This is a genomic window from uncultured Brachyspira sp. (assembly GCF_944388875.1).
In the GTDB taxonomy this organism is placed as follows: domain Bacteria; phylum Spirochaetota; class Brachyspiria; order Brachyspirales; family Brachyspiraceae; genus Brachyspira.
Window position 1 is genome coordinate 1 of record NZ_CALXKQ010000034.1, and the last position, 19,885, is coordinate 19,885.

The following is a 19,885-nucleotide window of genomic DNA, read 5'->3' on the forward strand; positions in this document are numbered from 1 at the left end:
ATTCTTTTTACAAAATTATTATTTCCTACAAGCTGTATTTCAATAATTATTTTTTTGCCGTCTTTTGTTTTTGCTTTTACATCAAGGATTGACTCTTTTAAATTCTCATTTTCAGGCAGATTATATGGATTAATGATTTCAAGGTTACTTACAGATTCAAAACCAGCATTATTTAAAACAGCATTAACAATATTTTCTAATATATCTTCATCGCCTTCTTTACCGATTAGATACCGCATAAATAAATCATTAAGTCTGTTAATCTCTTTCATAACTAAATTATAACAGAACTTGATTTAAAGTAAATGGCTTTTTATACACGGTGAATATTATTTTATATATAAATAAAATTCTGATAATAAATTCGTATATAATCAAAATTAATCAAAGTTGCGGTTAGTTGGCTATAAATTAAAAAAACGCTTGGGTGGGTAGTGCCATGACTATTTCTAACTAAAAAGAAAAATAGCGTGGAAATTGCATATTAAAACAGAAAATATAAAGGGTGGGAAAATGGAAATAGATTTTAAAATTTTTTAAACATACCCCACCCTTATAATTTTTTGCTTTTATTAAAAATACCATTCTAATTAATTTTACTACCTAATTATAAAATCACACCCGCCCTAGCTTTTATTAAATTTATAATTTCAATTTACAACTAATCCCTAATACTAAACTCGCATCCGCAATAATGCTGCCTGTAAAGCCCAGCATCATTTGCTATTATGTTGGTTTTCTTAAATCCGTCTTTTTTCTTAAAGTCAAAATGAAGATATTCTATTGTTTTATATTCATTAGCTAGAGAATTACCTATCATTTCAATAACCTTGCTGTTTTTATGTGGACTTACCGTCATAACTGTGGCAACATATTTAGCATTAATATCCTTAGCATACTCAAATGCTTTTTTCATTCTATGCTTAAAACAAATACTGCATCTTGCACCTTTTTCTGGCTCATTCTCAAAACCTTTGATATCATTATACCAATTCTCAACAGACTTATCTTCCTCTGCTATATGAGTTTTTATTCCTATAGTATCAGCATAATTTATGAACTCATCTCTTCTTCTCTCATATTCTGAAATAGGATATATATTTGGATTATAAAAATAAAATACAGTATCATAATCTTCAAGTATAGTTCTCGGATAACACATACAAACAGCACAGCATGTATGAACTACTAATTTTTCTTTCATTTTAAATATTTATTCCTTTTATTAAATATTTATTTCTATTAGATATTTTTATCGCTTACTTGCTTTTAAAGTAATAGTTTTATCATCAAATTTGCTAACAATAATTTGATAACCCATATTTTTAGCTTTAGCATTAATATCAACAGCCAAATCCCTGCTGCTTCCTACATATTTAACAACATAAGTGGATAATGTACCTGATACACCTCTATTATAAACACTTTTTAAACTTCCTATATTCTTTTTTAAAGCCTCTTCAAAATCTATAGAATCACTGAAATCTAAACCATTAACATATATAGTATATTCCGTACCATTTTGAACTTCACTTTGCCATTTAGATACTATCTGATTAATAAAATCATCCGATATGGAATCAGCAGATTTAACCAATGCAATAGAATGAGCATCCTTATCACTTCCACCTACTCCTCCAGCCTGATGTGTTGAACGTGCTATAGTACTGTAATCTGCAACATTAACTGCAGTAATTGCAACATCACTTCTATAACTTTTCATAGCTGTACCTTTTATAGTTGTAAAGAAAGCAGCTTCAGCCTTTCCTAATATTGCAATTTGTGCTCCTGTTGCAGAGGCTATCTTTTTTACAGAATCTGAAGAACGCGAACCTCTTGTATCTTCATAGCTTATATTCTCCTTTCTCATAGCACTGCTTAAAGAACCAGCACTTACAAATTTAAAACCTTTCTCACTCATATTTTTTTCTAACTGAACATTAAAAGATTCACTCAATTCTCCATTTTCATCCATAACAAGCATAACTATAAGAGGCATATTTTTTCTGTCCATAAGTATTCCCATAGCCTGCAAATTATCCTGAATCATATCTACACCAACTGTAGCCTCTATTTTTGAATACCAAACAGAACCGCTTTTAGAAATATTTAATACTTTATACGAAGATATATAACCTGTTGTGTTGTCATATATTTTTGAACTTATTAGCCTGTTATTTTCAACCAAAGTAGTGCCTTGAACTATAGAACCAACGGCCTGCTCTACGGCATTTCGTTTAGCACTTTCTATAGCTCTTTCTATAGCATCAGCCTCACCCCTTCCATCTGAAGAAGCAAATCCTTCAGCAGTTATTTTTGTTGTTTTACCGCCTTTAAAGTCTGGATTCTTCCAACTGCTTACAATTCCAATATCTCCTGTTTCCTCACCTACATATACACCGCTTGATGTACTTTTTGATGTTGTCGCACATGATATGAAAAATAATGATAAAAATATAAACAGACTGATCTTATTTTTTAATAATTTCATATAACCATAAACCTCAAATAAAAATATTATAAACATATATATTATATTAAAGCAGTATTTTTTCAATAATCAATTTATATATACTCTATTTCTTAGCATTAAGTCCATAATTTCCAAATTTTTTGAGTATTATATCCATCTCTTCATCGGATAATACATTATATTTTCCAATTTTGCTAACCTCTACAAATTCTCTTGCAATATTCTCCACTTCTACCAAAACTCCGTAAGCCTTTTCCATAGTAGAATCAGAAACAACAAGCCCATGATTTTTTATAATACATGCCTTATATCCTTTCATAGCTTTTGATATATTATTGCAAAGCTCCTCTGTACCATAAGTAGCATATTCTGCACAAGGTATAATTTTACCGCCAGCAATGGCTATCATATAATGTATGGCAGGTATATAATCAACCCCCATTATAGAAACTATTGAAGAATATATAGAATGGCTATGTATAACAACATTAAAATCAGGATTATCTTTTAATATAGATAAATGAAATCTCCATTCACTTGAAGGTCTTTTATTAGGTTCAGCATTTCCATTCTCATCAACAAAAACAATATCCTCTGCTTTCATTGTATCATAAGGCATACTTGAAGGAGTTATAAGCATTCCATTTTCAAAACGCATACTAACATTACCTGAAGTCCCTTGATTGATTCCGTCTTTTTGCATTTTCAAACATGTTCTTATTATATCCTGAGATAAATATTTTCTGTACTCACTAATTTCATTACTCATATCTAATAATCCTAATATTTAATATATATTATTATATATAACTGATAAAAAACTGTCAAATAAAAAAACAGCTGCTATAAATAGTTATAACAGCTGTCATAATTCATCATTAAAAAAAATTAATATCTAGTTTCATAAGGCAAAAGTGCTATATTTCTAGCTCTTTTAATAGCTTTAGTAACTAATCTTTGATGCTTAGAACAAGTACCATTTAAGCGTTTAGGTATAATTTTACCGCTGTCCTTAACATATCTTTTTAGTAATTTAATATCTTTATAATCTAATACATCTATATTATTTTTGCAGAAATAACATACTTTTTTCTTAAAGAATTTTTTTCTGCCATCTTTTTCATTTGCTTCTTTATTGAAATGAACTTTTTTGTCGCCTTTAGATTTTACTTCTTCTTCACTATTATTATTATTATTTTCAAAATTTTCTGTATTTTCTAAATCCATGATTTTTATCTCCTAAAAAATTATTAATCATCAAAATGGTACTTCATCATCATCTTCAAAACTTCCTAAATCAACATTTGAAGAGGAAGCAGAAGGAGAATATGTAGTATCCATACTTGCAGGACCTGAACCTACGCCTGAAGTACCCAACATTTGCATAGTCTGCATAATTATTCTTACTTTAGACCTAGAAGCATTGGTATCTTTATCCTGCCATCTTTCCTGTCTTAAAGTACCGCTTATAGCAACCTGCTTTCCTTTGGTAAGATACTTTCCAACGGTTTCTGCCATTTTACCGAAAGCAACCACATCAAAATAATTAACTTCTGTAGTATCTTTTGTACTAACATAATAATTATTTGCTATAGAAAACTCAACAACAGCACTTCCGCTAGGTAAATATTTAGTTACAGGATCTGCAGTGAGTCTTCCTATTAATGTTACATTATTAAAATCTGTTGCCATAAAATAATCCTATAAAATTAAGCCTCTTTTGAAGCTTCTTCATTATTATTATTTTCTTTTTTATCTTTTTGAATTATCTCATCTAAACGAACTATTATAAATCTTAATATGCTTAGTTCATAATGTAATTCTCTTTCAATGTTAGATAAATTATTTCCATCGCATCTAAAATGATAGAAATAAAACTTTCCTTGATTAACTTTACGTATAGGATAGCTTAAGTTATGAATTCCGTAATCTGCCTCATTGAATATTTCAGCATGATAGTTTTGTAAGATAGTTTTTACATGATCTTTAGCATTCTGATGCACAGCGTCATTGATTTCTGTTACGAATAATATTTCGTATTCTCTCATTTCTTTAACTCCTTGGACAAAGCTTCTTTATTATGTTAATTATACCATCAAAATAAGTTAAAAAACATCTAGGAAGCGAAGTATATAAATTTATTCAGCAATATTATATGATTTTACATAAAAAGTCAATAAAATAAAAATAAATAGAATATAAAAAATTAAAAAAATTACTATAAGTAAACATAATTTATTTGATTTAATTTTTTAATATAGTATAATAGGAAATAATAAAAATCTTGGAGAATCAAATGAGAAAATTACTAGTTATGTTTTTATTAGTAGCTACAACTATCTCAGCTTTCGCTTATGAAACGGTTCCTTATATGTTTAATGACCTAGTGCCTTATGGAATCACTCCTGAGGAAGTTAATGAGATATTAATGGCTTCTAATTTTTCTTCAGCTGCTGCTGAACCTATAAGCGGTACATTCTATGTAAGCAAATATCCAGACCCTGATTTAGTATGGTATAATCCTCATACTATGAAATGGATAAATGTTAAATTTACTACTAATGATGTTTCACAGCTTTTCACAAGAGATGAAAACATTTTATACTTTAACTTCATTGTTACAAATGAATTTAAATGTATGACAGTTAGAGCTGATGCTATTAATGAAGAAGCTACTTTAGCTGGAAAAGAAACTAAATGGGCTTATAAATTCTTCTTTCATGAAGATAAATTATTTGCTGTAAGTGCTGTTTATGAAGGCGATTATACTGTAGAACAATATAAATCAAGAAATGAAGGAAATGAATATGCTCATCCTGGCTATGTTATGTCAAGAGGTTTATTCAGCAGAACTTTAGGCGGTTTCCACATGAAATACGGCGGTTTCCACAACAGCGGATACACTACTTTTGATGATTTTACTTCTATGAGATACGGCAATTATGCTAATAAAGCTGCTAATACTTCTTTAGCTGTTTTCTATGCTACTTATGGCGGAAAAAATATTAACTTTGTTGCTTCTTATGTAGATAATTTCAGAATGGCTCCTATAGCTAATAGATTCCAAAAATCTTATTATGAAAACTATTTTGATTTTGCTGATGTTCCAGTAGGAATACCTCCAGAAATCAAACCTCCAAAAAATGATGAGGAAGGCAACGATAATAATACTCAAGCTGCTGAAAACAATCAGTAATTGATTTTAAAAATAAATAGAGAGTCTATATTTAAAATATAGGCTCTCTATTTTTTATTATAAACTCTTAATAATCTTTTTAAAATTATTTATTTTGCAAAAAACTTACATATATGATATAATCTTTGAATTAGAATAACTTTTATTATATTTTTATTTTTAAAGAGGTTTTTTATTATGGAGTTTAATGAATTGACTATAATTCAAATAAGAGAAAAATTAAAAAATAAAGAAATAGATGCTCCTACATTAGTCGAATCTATTATAAAAAAAATAGAAGACGATGATAAAAGAGATGATAAAATATATGCATATCTTGAAGTTTTCAAAGATGAGGCAATAGAACAGGCAAAAAAAGCACAGGAAAGAATAAATAAAGGAGAAGATTTACCTCTTCTTGGTGTTCCTATAGCTATTAAAGATAACCTATGCTATAAAGATCATTTAATGACTGCTTCTTCAAAAATGCTTGAAGGATATAAAGCTCCTTACACAGCTCCTACAGTTCAAAGATTAATAGATAATGGTGCTATTATTATAGGAAGAACCAATATGGATGAATTTGCTATGGGAGGAACTACAGAAACTTCTAATTATGGCATAACTAGAAACCCTAGAAATAGAGCTTATGTACCTGGAGGTTCTTCAGGCGGTTCTGCTGCTGCTGTTGCCGCTGATTTTGCTTTTGGTGCTTTAGGAAGTGATACAGGCGGTTCTATAAGACAGCCTGCTTCTTTCTGCGGTATAGTAGGAGTTAAACCAACTTACGGAAGAGTGCCTAGATTAGGATGTATTGCTATGGCAAGCAGTTTAGATCAAGTAGGACCTTTGACTAAAGATGTTAAGGACGCTGCTTTGATGACAAAAGTTATTGCAGGATTCGATCCTAAAGAATCTACTACATTAAATATACCTGTACCTGATTATATTTCTTCTTTAGATGGAAATATTAAGGGTATGAAAATAGGGCTTGCTAAAGAATATTATGATACTGATTTAATAGCACATGACGTAAAAGAAAGCATAATGGATGCTATAGGAAAATTAAAAGAGCAAGGTGCTGAAATAGTTGATATAAGTTTGCCTAATGCTAAATACGGCTCAAGAGTGTATACCGCTGTTATGGCTGTTGAAGTCGCTTCTAATATGGGAAGATATGACGGAATAAGATATGGGTATCATCCTAAAGGCGATTTCAATTTAGATGAATATTATTATACTTCAAGAAGTGTAGGACTTGCTTTTGAAACTAGGGCTAGGATATTATTCGGTACTTTGATGACTGGTAAAAGATTTTTCTATAGTCATTATCAGCATGCTTTAAAGGTAAGAAAATTAATGCAGATGGATTTTGACAATGCATTCAAAAATGTTGATGTTATTATATCTCCTTCATCTCCTGTAACTGCAGGACTTTTAGGAACAAGAGATCAAACAGACAGTGCTTTGAGCTTCTTGGCTGATAGTTATACTTCTAATATAAACTTGGTTGGTTTGCCTGCAATGAGTGTTCCTTGCGGTTCTGATAAAAACAATATGCCTATAGGTATACAATTTATAACTAAACAATTTGACGAAGTATCAATGTTCAAAATGGCTTATGCCCATGAACTGCTAAATAAATAATTGATTTTGAGTTTAAATTAAAGAGGGTTTTAATACCCTCTTTTTTCATAGAATATTAATAATTCATGAATATTCTGCAATTTTTTGGTATTTTTATAGTTAATAAATTATATATAATCTTGAGTAATATTATTAATTATCATGAAAATGATTATATATGTTATTAGCTGCTTTATAGCTTATTCCAGGTATATTTCTTATGCTTTCTAATGAAGCTTTTTTTATATTATCGATATTTATAAAATGAGCATATAATTTTTCTATAGTTTTTTTTCCAAGTCCGTCAATATTTTCAAGTTCGCTTTTAACCATCTCTCTGCTTCTTTTCTTACCATGACTTGTATTAACGAATCTATGAGTTTCATCTCTAACTTTTTGAAGGAAAAGTCTTGCAGGTTCATTATCATTTAACTGCACAGGCTTATCCCTGTTAGGCAAATATATCTCTTCAAATTTTTTAGCAAGTGCCATTATAGGCTGCCCTTTAATATCAAGCTCTTTTAAAGCCTCTATAGCAGAATTAAGCTGTCCCCTACCGCCATCTATAAGTATTAAATCAGGAAATACTAAATTCTCTTCTTTAAGCCTCTTATATCTTCTATATACAGCCTCTTTTATTGATGCAAAATCATCTATACCAGTAACCGTTTTCATATTAAATATTCTGTAGTTTTTATTATCAGATACTCCATTTACAAATCTAACCATTCCAGCCATAGTATAGCTTCCCTGAATATGTGCTATATCAAATGATTCTATTATAGTAGGAGTACGCTTTAATTTGAATATTTCCTGAAGTCTTGTTATTCCTAAAGGTATCTCTCTTACAAGCGATTTTTCTTTAAACAAATGCTTTGCATTCTCATTTACTATATTCATAAGACCTTTTTTGCTTTTATCTAATCTTATATCAACATCACGACCTGATATTTTTTTTAGATAATCCTTTATAACATCAGCATCTGTAAGAGGAAAATCGGTAGATATAGAAGAAGGTATCAGATTTGCATGTGTATAATATTGAGTAAAAAATGCAGAAATAACTTCAGAATATTTTGACACTTTTCTATCTTCATAATATTCTTCAATAGTGTCAGCTGCCTGCATATTAAAAGTTTTTCTGTCTATAAGTTTTCCGCCTTTAACTGATAAAACAACTATTATATAATTCCCATTCTCTCCATAAGCTCCTATTATATCTATATCATCGCTTTCTGGAATATATATACTCTGCTCTACAGTTATATATTTAAGCAAATCTATTTTATCTCTTAAATCCTTCGCCGACTCAAATTCTAATTTTTCAGCATGCTGGAACATATCCTGTTTTAACTTTGCAATAAGCTCATCTACATTTCCTTCAAGAACCATAATAGCTTCTTTTATTGTTTTATCATAATCCTCTTCATTTATCAAATTGGCACAAGGAGCAGTACATTTTCCTATATGATGATAAAGGCAAGGTCTTATAGGTCTTTTTAGAGGAAAATCATATTTACATCTTCTCAATTTAAAATTATCAACTATAAACTTTACTATATTATCCGCCTTCTCAGCTGCAACATAAGGTCCGTAATATTTTTTATATTTACTTGCATTTTCTTTATCTATAACATTTCTGGCTTTAATAACTCTTGGAAAATGCTCATTTGTAACAGCTATAAATGGAAAAGATTTCTGATCCTTAAGCAATATATTATAATGAGGCTTATGCTTCCTTATCATTTCAGCCTCTAATATCAAAGCTTCAACTTCATTTTCTGTTAATATATAATCAATATCTCTTATATGCTCAACCAATGCCGTAGTTTTAGCATCTTTATTTGAATTATTAAAATATGATGATACTCTCTTTTTTAGAGATTTTGCCTTTCCTATATAAATTATATCAGATTTGCTGTCTTTCATAAAGTATACACCAGATTTGTCTGGGATACGCTTTAATTTATCATATATATAACTTTTAACTTCTTGATTCATAGCAATTATCTATCTATAATATTAATGGGTCATTATAATATTATAAATGATTATTGTCAAATAAATATACTATTTACTGGAAGATTTGGTTTCCCAAGGGAATAAAAGCCAATTATCATGGTTTATATTTTTATAACTATATTTAGGTTTTATTTTACTTGTATGTTCTCTGACAAAAAGAGTAGCTATATCAAATTTTTGATCATAAAAATATCTTAAAGTTTCTCCAGTATCAGAAATATCATCTACTATAAGAGAATTTTTATTTTTTACTTTTAATCTCCAAACTTCTTCCATATTAAGAACCATAGGAATTTTAAGTCTATGAGAAAGCATAACAGCAGGTACAAGTCCGCCTCTTGCAAGACCATATATTACTTCATAATGAATCTTAGAATCTTCTATTTGTTTGGCTAAAATTTCAATAGCCTCATCCACATCTTCCCAAGAAACTATATCATATTCCATAAATAATACCCAACAATAATTTTTAAGAACGTAATGTTATATCAAATCTATTTTTTAACATTTCAAGCAATGATGCTTCCGTTGAATTAATATCTTCTTCTCTTAAAGTTCTATTAGGATCATAATATGTAATAGATATTGCTATTGATTGTTTTCCTTCTTCAACCTGTTCGCCTATATATCTATCCACAACGCTGACATTTTGAACTATACTATTAAATTTACTTATAGATTTAATAACTTTGCTGAACTCTATATCTCTGCTGCATACCAAAGCTAAATCTCTAAATACAGCAGGGTATTTACCAATATCTTTTAATTTAGACCTTTTAACTCTTTCTTTAACAAGTTTTAATGTTTTTCTAATATCAATATCCAAGAAATAAATATCAGAATCAATATCAAATATTTTTAATAATTTAGGATGAAGTTTTCCTATGATTCCTATTTTCTCTCCGAATATAACTATTTCAGCTGACATAGTAGGTATAAACCAATTATGTTCTTTAGGAATCAAATTATAATCAGAACATTTTAAATCCTTTATTAAAAGCTCTTCTACAATACCGCTCATATCAAAAAAGTCATAAGCTCTTGGATCCTTATTCCATAATTTTTCCTGATAAAGTCCGAACATAACAGCTGAAAGATGCTTTTCTTCTATAAAATTTCCATTCTCTTTATAAAAGATATTTCCAACCTCAAACAATGCTCCATTTTTATGTCTATGATTTTGATTATAAACAACACTATTAAGAAGAGAACACAAAGCAGTAGGTCTTAAAACATCCATCTCGCTAGTAAGAGGATTAACAACTTTAATCAATTTTTCTTCATTAATACCAATAGATTTAAATATATTGCTGTCGCCCATAGAATACTGCTTAGTTTCATAAAGACCATAAGATGCCATTCTGTGTTTAACAAAACTTAATTCCTTATAATCTGTATTTATAGGATTACATTTTATATGAGGTACATTTGATTCTATGTTATTATATCCGTAAACTCTTGCAATCTCTTCTATCAAATCTTCTGCTATAGATAAATCATGTCTGTAGAAAGGTATATCAACTTTTAAATTATTCTCTCCAAGTGCTGAAGCTTTAAAACCGTATCTCTTGAATATAGAAGATATTTCCATTCTATTCATATTGATACTTAAATATCTTTTAACAAGTCCGCAGTCAAATACTATTCTATTAGCCTCAAATTGTCTTACATTAACCTCTTTAGCCCTTGAAGCTATTTTACAGCTATTATCAAAAGTAACTATTAAATCAACAACTCTGTTCAAAGCAGCAAGAGTTAAAGTATGATCTATTTCTCTTTCAAATCTATATGAAGCATCAGTTTTTGTATTTATTGCAATAGTAGATTTTTTCACAGCTATATGATCAAAATATGCACTCTCTATCAATATATTTTTTGTTTCAGGTTCAATCTTTGTAGAATCTCCGCCCATAACTCCAGCTACGCCTACAGGTTTTTCACTGTCAGCTATAACCAAAACTTCTTCAGTAAGATCAACATCTCTTCCATCTAAAAGTTTTATTTTTTCTCCGTTTTTAGCATTTCTAACTATAATTTTACCATCTTTTATTTTATCGAAATCGTAAGCATGAAGCGGCTGACCATATTCAAGCATAACATAATTTGTAACATCAACTATATTATTAATTGGGTTTATACCGCACATTCTAAGTCTTTTCTGCATCCAATCTGGCGAAGGAGCAACTGTTATTTCTCTAATAAGTCTTCCTATGTATTTAGAACAGCTTTCCTGATTTTCTACTGTAATGTCTATATTCCCGCCTGCAGCATCATAAGTATTAACAGACGGTATGCTTACTCTTCTCTCTAATACTAATGAACATTCACGGGCAAAACCTATTATGCTAACTAAATCGCCCCTGTTGGCTGTAATTTCAACATTAAATATATGATCTGTACTTCCAACTATTGTAGAAAGAGAATTTCCTAAAATATTTTCTTTATCAGCATGCATTTTTTCAATATCTTCATCCAATATCCAAATGCCATATACTCCTTCTATCTCATCATAACCTAATTCTGATCTTGAACAAATCATGCCATTGCTTTCAAAACCTCTTATAGAAGCCTTTTTTATAGTAAGACCATTAGGCAATTTAGCACCTATCATGGCAATAGGAACATATATTCCTTCTTTTACATTAGGAGCTCCGCATACAATTGATAAAACATCATCTCCGACATCAACCTTGCATACGCTAAGCTTGTCAGCATCAGGATGTTTATGCACAGATACTATCTTACCTATTATGACACCAGGTATATCTCCGCCTGTAGTTTCTATTGATGAAATCTCGCTTCCTGCAAGTGTTATTTTCTGTGCAATTTCTTCTACACTAAACCCATCTAAATTAACAAATTCTTTAAGCCAACTTAACGGAACTCTCATTGTTATATCCTCAAATTAATATAAAAAAATAATTACCATTGTTTCAAGAAATCTATATCATTTTCATAGAACATTCTTATATCAGTTATACCGTATTTTATCATAGCAATACGTTCAATGCCCATACCAAAAGCAAAACCAGTATATTTAGTTATATCATAACCAACATGCTTAAATACATTAGGATGAATCATACCAGCACCCATAAGCTCAAGCCATCCTTCACCTCCGCATGTCTTACATCCGCTTCCTCCGCATATTACACATGTAGCACTTAAATCAGCACCTGGTTCTACAAATGGGAAATAATCAGGTCTTAATCTTATCTGAGTTTTACTTCCAAACATTTTCTTACAAAATAATTCTAATATACCTTTTAAATCATTAAAACTTATACCGGCATCTACCATAATTCCTTCAACTTGATGAAATACAGGAGAATGTTTTGAGTCTATAGCATCTCTTCTGGCACATTTACCCGGAGAAACTACAGCTATAGGAGGAGGAGTTTCTAACATTGTTCTTATCTGCATGCCTGAAGTATGAGTTCTAAGAACATGATCTTTAGAAATAAAGAAAGAATCATGGCTGTCCCTAGAAGGATGATAATAAGGTATATTTAAAGCCTCAAAATTATGAAAATCATCTTCTATCTCATTGCCTTCCACAACTCTAAATCCTATTTCAGTTAAAATGGATACTATTTCTTCTTCTACACTTGTTAATAGATTTACACTTGCAGCTTTAGGTCTTCTGCCAGGCATTGTTATATCTATTTTATTTTTTTCCAGAGAAGCTAGAAATTCTCTATCTGAGATAATATTTTTCTTTTCAGCCAAAGAATTTTCGCAATAGTTTTTTATTTCGTTAATTTTTTTTCCGAATTCTTTTTTTTCTTCTATATTTTCTATAGATGATAAACTTTTTAGAAGTTCTGTAATTTTTCCCTTACGTCCTAAATAATTAACTCTTATATCATCTATTTCCGACTGAGTATTAGCATTTTCTATGCTGTTTTTTAATATATTATGAAGTTCCTCTAGATTCTCCATTGGTTTTTCCCTACACTAAAATTAACGTTTATATTATAATATATCATAAAATTATTTTCAAGATAATTATTCATTAATATTATATAGCTTATAACTTACAAATTTTTGTAATATTTTCAATAAGAATTTTTATCTTTTCCAATATTGTTTTGCCTGAATTTATGCAGTAATCATTGTACAGTATATATTTTATATCCTCTTCAAAATTTTCGGGTATTTTACTGCATAATTTTAATGCATATTGTACAAGTTTCTTTTCTCCAACATGAAGTTCCTTATTTAAGGCAAATAAAATATCAAAATATGATGATAATATAGCAGTAATTCTATGATTAATACTTATAATATCATTACGTATTACAGCTTTTTCCAACTGTTCATAAAAAGATGCCATTTTTTTACCGTACATAACATTATAATTCTTTTTTATTATATTATTTTTTAGTTCCTCAGGATATTCTTTACTCAGTTCTTCCTGAAAAAATTTAAAACATCCATTTTTATCATAAAATATATGCGAATGTTTTATATTATATAAAAAAGCAGTAGTATATCCTATTTTTGAATTAAAATTTCTCCATACATAATTAATCTCATTCTCTGCCAAAGATAAATCTCTATACATAAAATCCAAACATATCCCGCTATCTCTCAATAATAATTCATCGCCATATTCAAAATAATCATTTCCTATGTCATAATAGGATGAATATTTTTCAGCAAATTTTATTCTGGTATCTATGTCAACCACATTTTTTGAATAAATATATATATCATAGTCCGACATATCATCATTAATCAAACTTGTCCTAGAACCTGATAAAACTACGGCATCAATATCATTATTTTTCAATACATTTTCTATATAATCATTGATAATATAATCTATATCCATAAATAATTCTCATTTTATTTAAGTTATTAATCATACCTGTTTCAAAATTATTTTTAATAACTATTTATATATTAATTTCAAAATTTATATTAAGTTTTATCCTGCAATACATTTGGTATACATAGATATATTATAAGACTAAAATATAGTTTACACAACATATAAAACGTTATATTTATAAAAGTTAAATTAATTTTGAAACAACTATATTATACTATAAAATCAATAATTTTAAATATATTAAATAACAATGTAAATATATAATAATAGGCAATAAAAAATAAGGGCTAGAGAAATTAATCTCAAGCCCTTTTTTTGTTATTAATTTTTTATATTAGTCTAATTTATCCCCTACTATCTTGCCGTTATTATCAACATAAACTTCTCTATTGTTTCCTAATTTTAATTTGTAGCTCAAATATTCTTTGCTTATTTCTAATACAGCAACACCTTTATATTTTGATTCAACAGCCTGTATTATATTTGCAGGTATAAATGCTATAGGAAGAGGTGCATTATTAGCAGATACATCAGTCCAATCACCATTTCTATCAAAATCAATTTCAACTCCGCTTTGTAATTCAGCCATAAAACTGTTTCTGTCCTGTTCTGCATATACTACTGGATCATTAGCAAAATTAGCACTTATGAAATCCTGAGCTTTTTTTGGAAGCTGATTTGCTTGTATAGGTACATCAGCTCCAAATACAGTAGCGATAGACAACATCATTATAGATGCTATTAAAATGATTTGTTTTAATTGTTTTCTCATAAAAATTGCTCCTTGTTCTTTAATTGTTATACTTAAAGTATAATATATAAAACAAGTTTTGTCAATATTTTTTACAAATATTTTAAATATTTTTTACATTTTTTATTAAAAAGTAAATAAAAAGTAAACTGCATTATAAAAATGTAAATAAACATTATAAAAAAAGCCGACCTTTTAAGTCGGCACTATATTTTTAATAAAATTATTTTAATCTAATTTATCTCCTGTTATTTGTCCATTATTATCAACATAAACTTCTCTGTTGTTTCCTAATTTTAATTTATATCCGCTGTATTCTTTACTAATTTCCAATACAGGAACTTGAGGGTATTTAGTATTAACCGATTTAATAACATTAGCTGGTATAAATGCTGTAGGCAAAGGCATTTTTGCACTTACATCAGTCCAATTACCATTTCTGTCAAAGTCAATTTCTACACCGCTTTGAAGTTCTACTTTAAAACTATTTCTATCCTGTTCAGCATAAACTATTTGATCAGATGGGAAATTAGATTTAACAAAGCTTTGTGCATTTTGAGGCAGTTGATTTGCTTGTATAGGCATATCAGCAGCAAATACACTAACAGCAGATAAAATCATCATAGATACAATTGAAATAAAAAATTTAATATTTTTTTTCATGGGCAACTCCTTTTACTAAATTAATAAAACAAATATACATAGTCAATGTAAAATTAATATTAAAAAAGATTTAATTATATTACTTTTCTTCAATAAAATGTAAAATTTCATTAAAAATACTTTATTTTTTATATTTTTAATGTATAATAATTCGACAAAATAATATATTTGACTTTTTTTAAAAAAATACTAAATTAAAAATTAGATAATAAAAAATTGGAGGGTATATGGAGCATAATATCATAGATGGATATAGAAAAATAGAAGGAAATTATCCTACTTACAGAGAATATTTAATACATTTTTACTGTAAAGACTGTTCTAATTTTTGGGCAGTTGATGATAAAGAAATAAATATATCTGAAGATGATGATATAACACAAATTGATGACATCATAGAAGATTCTGTATCCCATTGTCCTATATGCGGCTCTACAAACATCACAAGAAGCAGCAATAATAGATAATTTTTTTAAGAGATGGTAATATCTTTATTATCATCTCTTTTATTTTTTATAAACTCAATCATTTCTTTGGAATCTATATCGGATGCTATATTCAATGCATCTTTATCATCTTCATTTTTTATATACAAATTTGCACCGCTTTCTATTAAAAGTTTTGATGCTTTTACATTATTGTTTTTTAATGCTATTATTAATGCACTGTCCCCTCTAACATCAATATCATTAATGTTAGCACCATTTCTTATTAAGTACTCTATAGTATCAATAGCACCATCCTCTGCAGCATACATCAATGGTGTTCTATTACTGAAATCTTTAGAATTAATATTAACTCCAGATTCTAAAAGCCTCTTTATCTTTGATAAATCTCCATATAAACATGCTATATGTATGCTTTCTTCTGAATTATCTATTCTTATATTTTTAGCCATTTTTTTCAATATAGGCCATAATATTACAATGGAAACTATTACTATTATAACTATGGTATTAAAACTCATATTTTTATCCAACTATAAAAAATATAATAACATTTATTAATCATAAAACAATAAAAACTTATACTGGTAAAATAAGTATAATAGCATTATTTTTTGAAAGAGATTATCTTTCCTTCAGCATTTTTTGTATCTATAATAATTTCTTTTCCTTTAAGCTGCATAGCACCAGAAAATATAATATAAGGTATATTTAATGCTTTTAATAAAATGGCAGCATGAGAAACAGGACTTCCATTTATAGATATAACACCCTTAATATTTTCCTCTATTTCTGTTACAATAGAAGCATATATATTATCAACTATGAGTATAGCATTATCCTCTTTAGGCAAATCAAGTTTTATATCTAATAAATATTTTAATACCTGATATAGTATATCTTCTATATCATATTTTCTTTCTTTTATATATCCGTCATCCAAAGCATCAAAACTTTTGAATATATTTTTCATAACTTTATTGTAAGAATATGCAGCTGAATATTTTTTATTTTCTATTAAATCATAAACTTCTTTTAATACATAATCATCAAAAAGCATTGATATATAAGTTTCAAATATTAAATATTCATTATTTTGCAATTTTTTTTCTTCAATAATAGTTTTTTGCTCTAATAAATCTTTTTTAACATTATTAATAGCGGTTATAAACTTATCCTTTTCAGCTTTTGGATCTTTTATATACTCTTTTTTTATATTTATTCCAAAATACAAATATAAAGCAGTACCAGAAACGCAGCCGTCAGAAACAACTATCAAATCACTGTCTATATTTTTAGATTTAGAAGTTTTATTTCTAGTTTCAAATTTTCCATTAACCAAATATTCAAATCTTTCCAATACCTGTTCAGCATCAGGTCCCTTTGCATATATCTCCATTACATCGCCGTATTCTATATTTAATAATGTAACTTTAGTTATACTGTCAGCAGATACTGGAGGCTTATGTTTTGTCTTATTTGATATATATACTAAACTTTTAGAATTTGCTATTATATTAATAAACATAAATACTGGTCTTGCATGAAAACCATTCTCAAGCAATATTTTATATTCACCTTTAACATAATCTTTAAACTCTATATCATTTGAATCTTCAGATATATTGTAATCAACCTTATCTTTTACATAAGATATTTTAGGAGTTAAACTATCTATAGCTTCAGATACAATATCATCAAGCGATCTGTTAAGTGATGACTGTATGGCAGCATTAATACCGCCCTCTACAAATGGAGCTGATGTTATTCTTACATTTGCTGATTTCTCATCATCAAGCATAGATATAGCAAGTTCCGAACTTATTAAAGCACTTCCCAAATCGCAAAATACCAAAACTCCGTCATCTGAATATACACTTTCTATAGCATTAAAAACATCAATAGAATCAGTACCTATCTCACTATGATTATCTCCAACACCTCCTGAGAAAGCCATAGGAGTATTTGTATTTGTTACCTTTTTTATGTAATCAACAGTAGTTTTAGCAAGATCATAACTATGTGAAACGAATATTAAACTAACCACATTAATTCCTTTTAATTAATTTTTATAAAACATTTATTAATTCTCTTATTAATATATAAGAGGATGAAGCACCAGGGTCCTGATAACCTATACTCCTATCACCTAAATAACTAGCCCTGCCCTTTGTAGCAATCATATCTATAGTTGATTTCATAGCATTTTCAGCTGCAGTTAAAATACTACTTTTAAACTCTTCTAAATTATCATCTGTCAAATCATTATTATTGGATACAAATTCTTTTATAGCATCTAGTGTAGGATATAGTGTATCAAGCATTGTTTTCTCACCAGCTTTTGATTTTCCAAGTGCAGCTATAGCATTTGTACCTTTATTAAATATTTCTGCTATATCGTTTAAAGATAACTCCTCCTTATTGGAAGAAACAATACTTGCATTAAGAAAAAAAGTACCATATAAAGGACCCGACGAGCCGCCTACATTTTTTATAAGCAATGTTGCCGTTTGTTTGAATATAGATGATATACTGGTATTTTCATCTAAGCCTTTAATCATATCACGTACAAAATTAAATCCCCTATTCATATTTATACCATGATCAGCATCACCAATATCAGAATCCAATTTCGTTAAATAATCTTTATTTTCTTCATAAGCATCAGACAATTTTATAAGCCATTCTTTTATCTTATTCTTAGTATACATATTATTACATTCCCCATCTTAAAGCCGCTGTATGAACAGGATAATCCCATAACTGCAGTATTTCTTCATTTACTCTAATCATACTAATAGAAACACCTGCCATATCTATAGAAGTAACATAATTCCCTACAAGATTTCTAACTATTTTAAGTCCCTTCTTTTCAGCAATATTTTCTACGCTGTTATAGAAAAGATAAAGCTCCATCAAAGGTGTAGCCCCCATACCATTAACCATACAAATAACTTCATCCCCATTTTTATAAGGTATATCTGAACAAACAGCATCCATCATAATATCAGCAATTTCATCGGCAGTTTTTATTTTCATTCTCTCCCTTCCTGGTTCTCCATGTATGCCTATACCCATTTCTATTTCATCATTAGATATATCAAAAGTAGGTTTTCCAACTGCAGGTACAGTACATGAAGTTAAAGCCATACCCATAGAACGTGCATTATCCTTACAATATTCAGCATATTTAAAAACTTTATCTATATTATCACCTTTTTCAGCAGAAGCTCCGCAAATTTTCTCAAAAAATACTGTAGCTCCTACTCCCCTCCTTCCTATAGTATATAAACTCTATCTTTAACTGATACATCATCTTCTATTATAACAGTTCTGACATCAATACCTTCAGCCTTGCAAAGTTCTTCAGCCATCTGAAAATTAATAACATCTCCAGTATAATTTTTAACCAAAAATATTACTCCATTACCGCTATTAACAGATTTTGCTGCCTCTTCAATTTGATCTGGTGTAGGAGAAGTAAACACAGCACCAGGGCATGCTGCATCAAGCATCCCATATCCCACAAAACCTCCATGCAAAGGTTCATGCCCAGAGCCTCCTCCCGATACTAAAGCTGTTTTATTATCTTTTTTATTAATTCTTGTAATAACAATAGGATCATAACATATATTTATTATATCATTATGTGCCTTATGCATACCTTTAAGTTCTTCTAATATAATATTATCTATATCATTTATAAGTTTTTTCATATAGTACCTATACATTATAAGATTAGTTCAATACATTAAATATATAAACTAATATAAAGTATAATAGAAATGAATGTTTTTTCAAGTATTATTTGAGAATTTGTACAAATGATAATAAAAATTTATATTTATGCCTAAGTTTTATATAGAATAATTATTTCTATAAATTTTATAAA

The 19,885-nt window shown here is 28.6% G+C and carries 22 protein-coding genes; 3 read left to right on the top strand and 19 right to left on the bottom strand.

Annotated elements, in window-relative coordinates; translation table 11 throughout:
- From Q0J69_RS13195 to rpsF, 7 genes are all read right to left on the bottom strand, one after another.
- Positions 1 to 272 (bottom strand): PD-(D/E)XK nuclease family transposase (locus Q0J69_RS13195; RefSeq protein WP_297208282.1); only part of this gene is annotated, 272 nt, incomplete at its 3' end.
- 389 nt (positions 273 to 661) lie between these two features.
- Entirely contained in the window at positions 662 to 1,204 is a 543-nt protein-coding gene (locus Q0J69_RS13200) for an epoxyqueuosine reductase QueH (protein ID WP_297208284.1), read from the bottom strand.
- 48 nt (positions 1,205 to 1,252) lie between these two features.
- On the bottom strand, positions 1,253 to 2,491 hold the full coding sequence (locus Q0J69_RS13205; protein WP_297208286.1) for a DUF6175 family protein: 1,239 nt from the start codon (positions 2,489 to 2,491) through the stop codon (positions 1,253 to 1,255).
- An 85-nt stretch (positions 2,492 to 2,576) separates the two neighbouring features.
- The gene (locus Q0J69_RS13210; RefSeq protein WP_297208288.1) at positions 2,577 to 3,242 is read right to left on the bottom strand and encodes a class II aldolase/adducin family protein; all 666 of its coding nucleotides are present in this window, start codon (positions 3,240 to 3,242) and stop codon (positions 2,577 to 2,579) included.
- A 119-nt stretch (positions 3,243 to 3,361) separates the two neighbouring features.
- Positions 3,362 to 3,700, bottom strand: coding sequence for a 30S ribosomal protein S18 (gene rpsR / locus Q0J69_RS13215; RefSeq protein WP_297208290.1), 339 nt, complete (start codon positions 3,698 to 3,700; stop codon positions 3,362 to 3,364).
- Positions 3,701 to 3,730: 30 nt separating this feature from the next.
- Positions 3,731 to 4,165: a single-stranded DNA-binding protein gene (ssb, locus tag Q0J69_RS13220; RefSeq protein ID WP_297208292.1), complete on the bottom strand. Its 435-nt coding sequence runs from the start codon at positions 4,163 to 4,165 to the stop codon at positions 3,731 to 3,733.
- Between the two features lie 17 nt (positions 4,166 to 4,182).
- Positions 4,183 to 4,521: a 30S ribosomal protein S6 gene (gene rpsF / locus Q0J69_RS13225; protein ID WP_297208293.1), complete on the bottom strand. Its 339-nt coding sequence runs from the start codon at positions 4,519 to 4,521 to the stop codon at positions 4,183 to 4,185.
- 248 nt (positions 4,522 to 4,769) lie between these two features.
- Between rpsF and Q0J69_RS13230 the strand changes: the two genes are divergently transcribed.
- Together Q0J69_RS13230 and gatA are read left to right on the top strand one after the other, a co-directional pair.
- Positions 4,770 to 5,669: a hypothetical protein gene (locus Q0J69_RS13230; protein WP_297208295.1), complete on the top strand. Its 900-nt coding sequence runs from the start codon at positions 4,770 to 4,772 to the stop codon at positions 5,667 to 5,669.
- Positions 5,670 to 5,846: 177 nt separating this feature from the next.
- Entirely contained in the window at positions 5,847 to 7,295 is a 1,449-nt protein-coding gene (gene gatA, locus Q0J69_RS13235) for an Asp-tRNA(Asn)/Glu-tRNA(Gln) amidotransferase subunit GatA (RefSeq protein WP_297208296.1), read from the top strand.
- Positions 7,296 to 7,427: 132 nt separating this feature from the next.
- On the opposite strand, the gene uvrC is transcribed toward gatA, so the two are convergent.
- From uvrC to Q0J69_RS13270, 7 genes are all read right to left on the bottom strand, one after another.
- Entirely contained in the window at positions 7,428 to 9,275 is a 1,848-nt protein-coding gene (gene uvrC, locus Q0J69_RS13240; RefSeq protein ID WP_297208297.1) for an excinuclease ABC subunit UvrC, read from the bottom strand.
- A 69-nt stretch (positions 9,276 to 9,344) separates the two neighbouring features.
- The gene (locus Q0J69_RS13245; RefSeq protein ID WP_297208298.1) at positions 9,345 to 9,743 is read right to left on the bottom strand and encodes a phosphoribosyltransferase; all 399 of its coding nucleotides are present in this window, start codon (positions 9,741 to 9,743) and stop codon (positions 9,345 to 9,347) included.
- A gap of 22 nt (positions 9,744 to 9,765) precedes the next feature.
- Positions 9,766 to 12,186 carry a phenylalanine--tRNA ligase subunit beta gene (gene pheT / locus Q0J69_RS13250; RefSeq protein ID WP_297208299.1) on the bottom strand — a complete coding sequence of 807 codons (2,421 nt, stop codon included), beginning with the start codon at positions 12,184 to 12,186 and terminating at the stop codon, positions 9,766 to 9,768.
- Between the two features lie 32 nt (positions 12,187 to 12,218).
- On the bottom strand, positions 12,219 to 13,238 hold the full coding sequence (pheS, locus tag Q0J69_RS13255; protein ID WP_297208301.1) for a phenylalanine--tRNA ligase subunit alpha: 1,020 nt from the start codon (positions 13,236 to 13,238) through the stop codon (positions 12,219 to 12,221).
- Between the two features lie 88 nt (positions 13,239 to 13,326).
- The gene (locus tag Q0J69_RS13260) at positions 13,327 to 14,133 is read right to left on the bottom strand and encodes a DUF4037 domain-containing protein (RefSeq protein WP_297208303.1); all 807 of its coding nucleotides are present in this window, start codon (positions 14,131 to 14,133) and stop codon (positions 13,327 to 13,329) included.
- Between the two features lie 334 nt (positions 14,134 to 14,467).
- Positions 14,468 to 14,905: a PepSY-like domain-containing protein gene (locus Q0J69_RS13265; RefSeq protein ID WP_297208304.1), complete on the bottom strand. Its 438-nt coding sequence runs from the start codon at positions 14,903 to 14,905 to the stop codon at positions 14,468 to 14,470.
- Positions 14,906 to 15,112: 207 nt separating this feature from the next.
- The gene (locus Q0J69_RS13270) at positions 15,113 to 15,547 is read right to left on the bottom strand and encodes a PepSY-like domain-containing protein (protein WP_297208305.1); all 435 of its coding nucleotides are present in this window, start codon (positions 15,545 to 15,547) and stop codon (positions 15,113 to 15,115) included.
- Between the two features lie 227 nt (positions 15,548 to 15,774).
- Here Q0J69_RS13270 and Q0J69_RS13275 point away from each other — a divergent pair, with 227 nt between their 5' ends.
- Complete coding sequence (locus Q0J69_RS13275; protein WP_297208306.1) at positions 15,775 to 16,014, top strand: hypothetical protein; 240 nt, start codon at positions 15,775 to 15,777, stop codon at positions 16,012 to 16,014.
- A 5-nt stretch (positions 16,015 to 16,019) separates the two neighbouring features.
- Here Q0J69_RS13275 and Q0J69_RS13280 read toward each other — a convergent pair whose 3' ends face one another.
- From Q0J69_RS13280 to Q0J69_RS13300, 5 genes are all read right to left on the bottom strand, one after another.
- Positions 16,020 to 16,514, bottom strand: coding sequence for an ankyrin repeat domain-containing protein (locus Q0J69_RS13280; RefSeq protein WP_297208308.1), 495 nt, complete (start codon positions 16,512 to 16,514; stop codon positions 16,020 to 16,022).
- An 86-nt stretch (positions 16,515 to 16,600) separates the two neighbouring features.
- A complete protein-coding gene (gene dhaM, locus Q0J69_RS13285) occupies positions 16,601 to 18,040 on the bottom strand; it encodes a dihydroxyacetone kinase phosphoryl donor subunit DhaM (protein WP_297208310.1) in 1,440 nt (479 codons plus the stop codon).
- Between the two features lie 22 nt (positions 18,041 to 18,062).
- Entirely contained in the window at positions 18,063 to 18,704 is a 642-nt protein-coding gene (gene dhaL / locus Q0J69_RS13290) for a dihydroxyacetone kinase subunit DhaL (protein WP_297208311.1), read from the bottom strand.
- Positions 18,705 to 18,708: 4 nt separating this feature from the next.
- Positions 18,709 to 19,275 carry a dihydroxyacetone kinase subunit DhaK gene (locus Q0J69_RS13295; protein WP_366030662.1) on the bottom strand — a complete coding sequence of 189 codons (567 nt, stop codon included), beginning with the start codon at positions 19,273 to 19,275 and terminating at the stop codon, positions 18,709 to 18,711.
- Positions 19,272 to 19,709 (bottom strand): dihydroxyacetone kinase subunit DhaK, encoded by a 438-nt coding sequence (locus tag Q0J69_RS13300; RefSeq protein ID WP_297208312.1) that lies wholly within the window; start codon positions 19,707 to 19,709, stop codon positions 19,272 to 19,274. Before Q0J69_RS13300 ends, Q0J69_RS13295 begins: the two co-directional genes overlap by 4 nt.
- Positions 19,710 to 19,885: the final 176 nt, after the last annotated feature.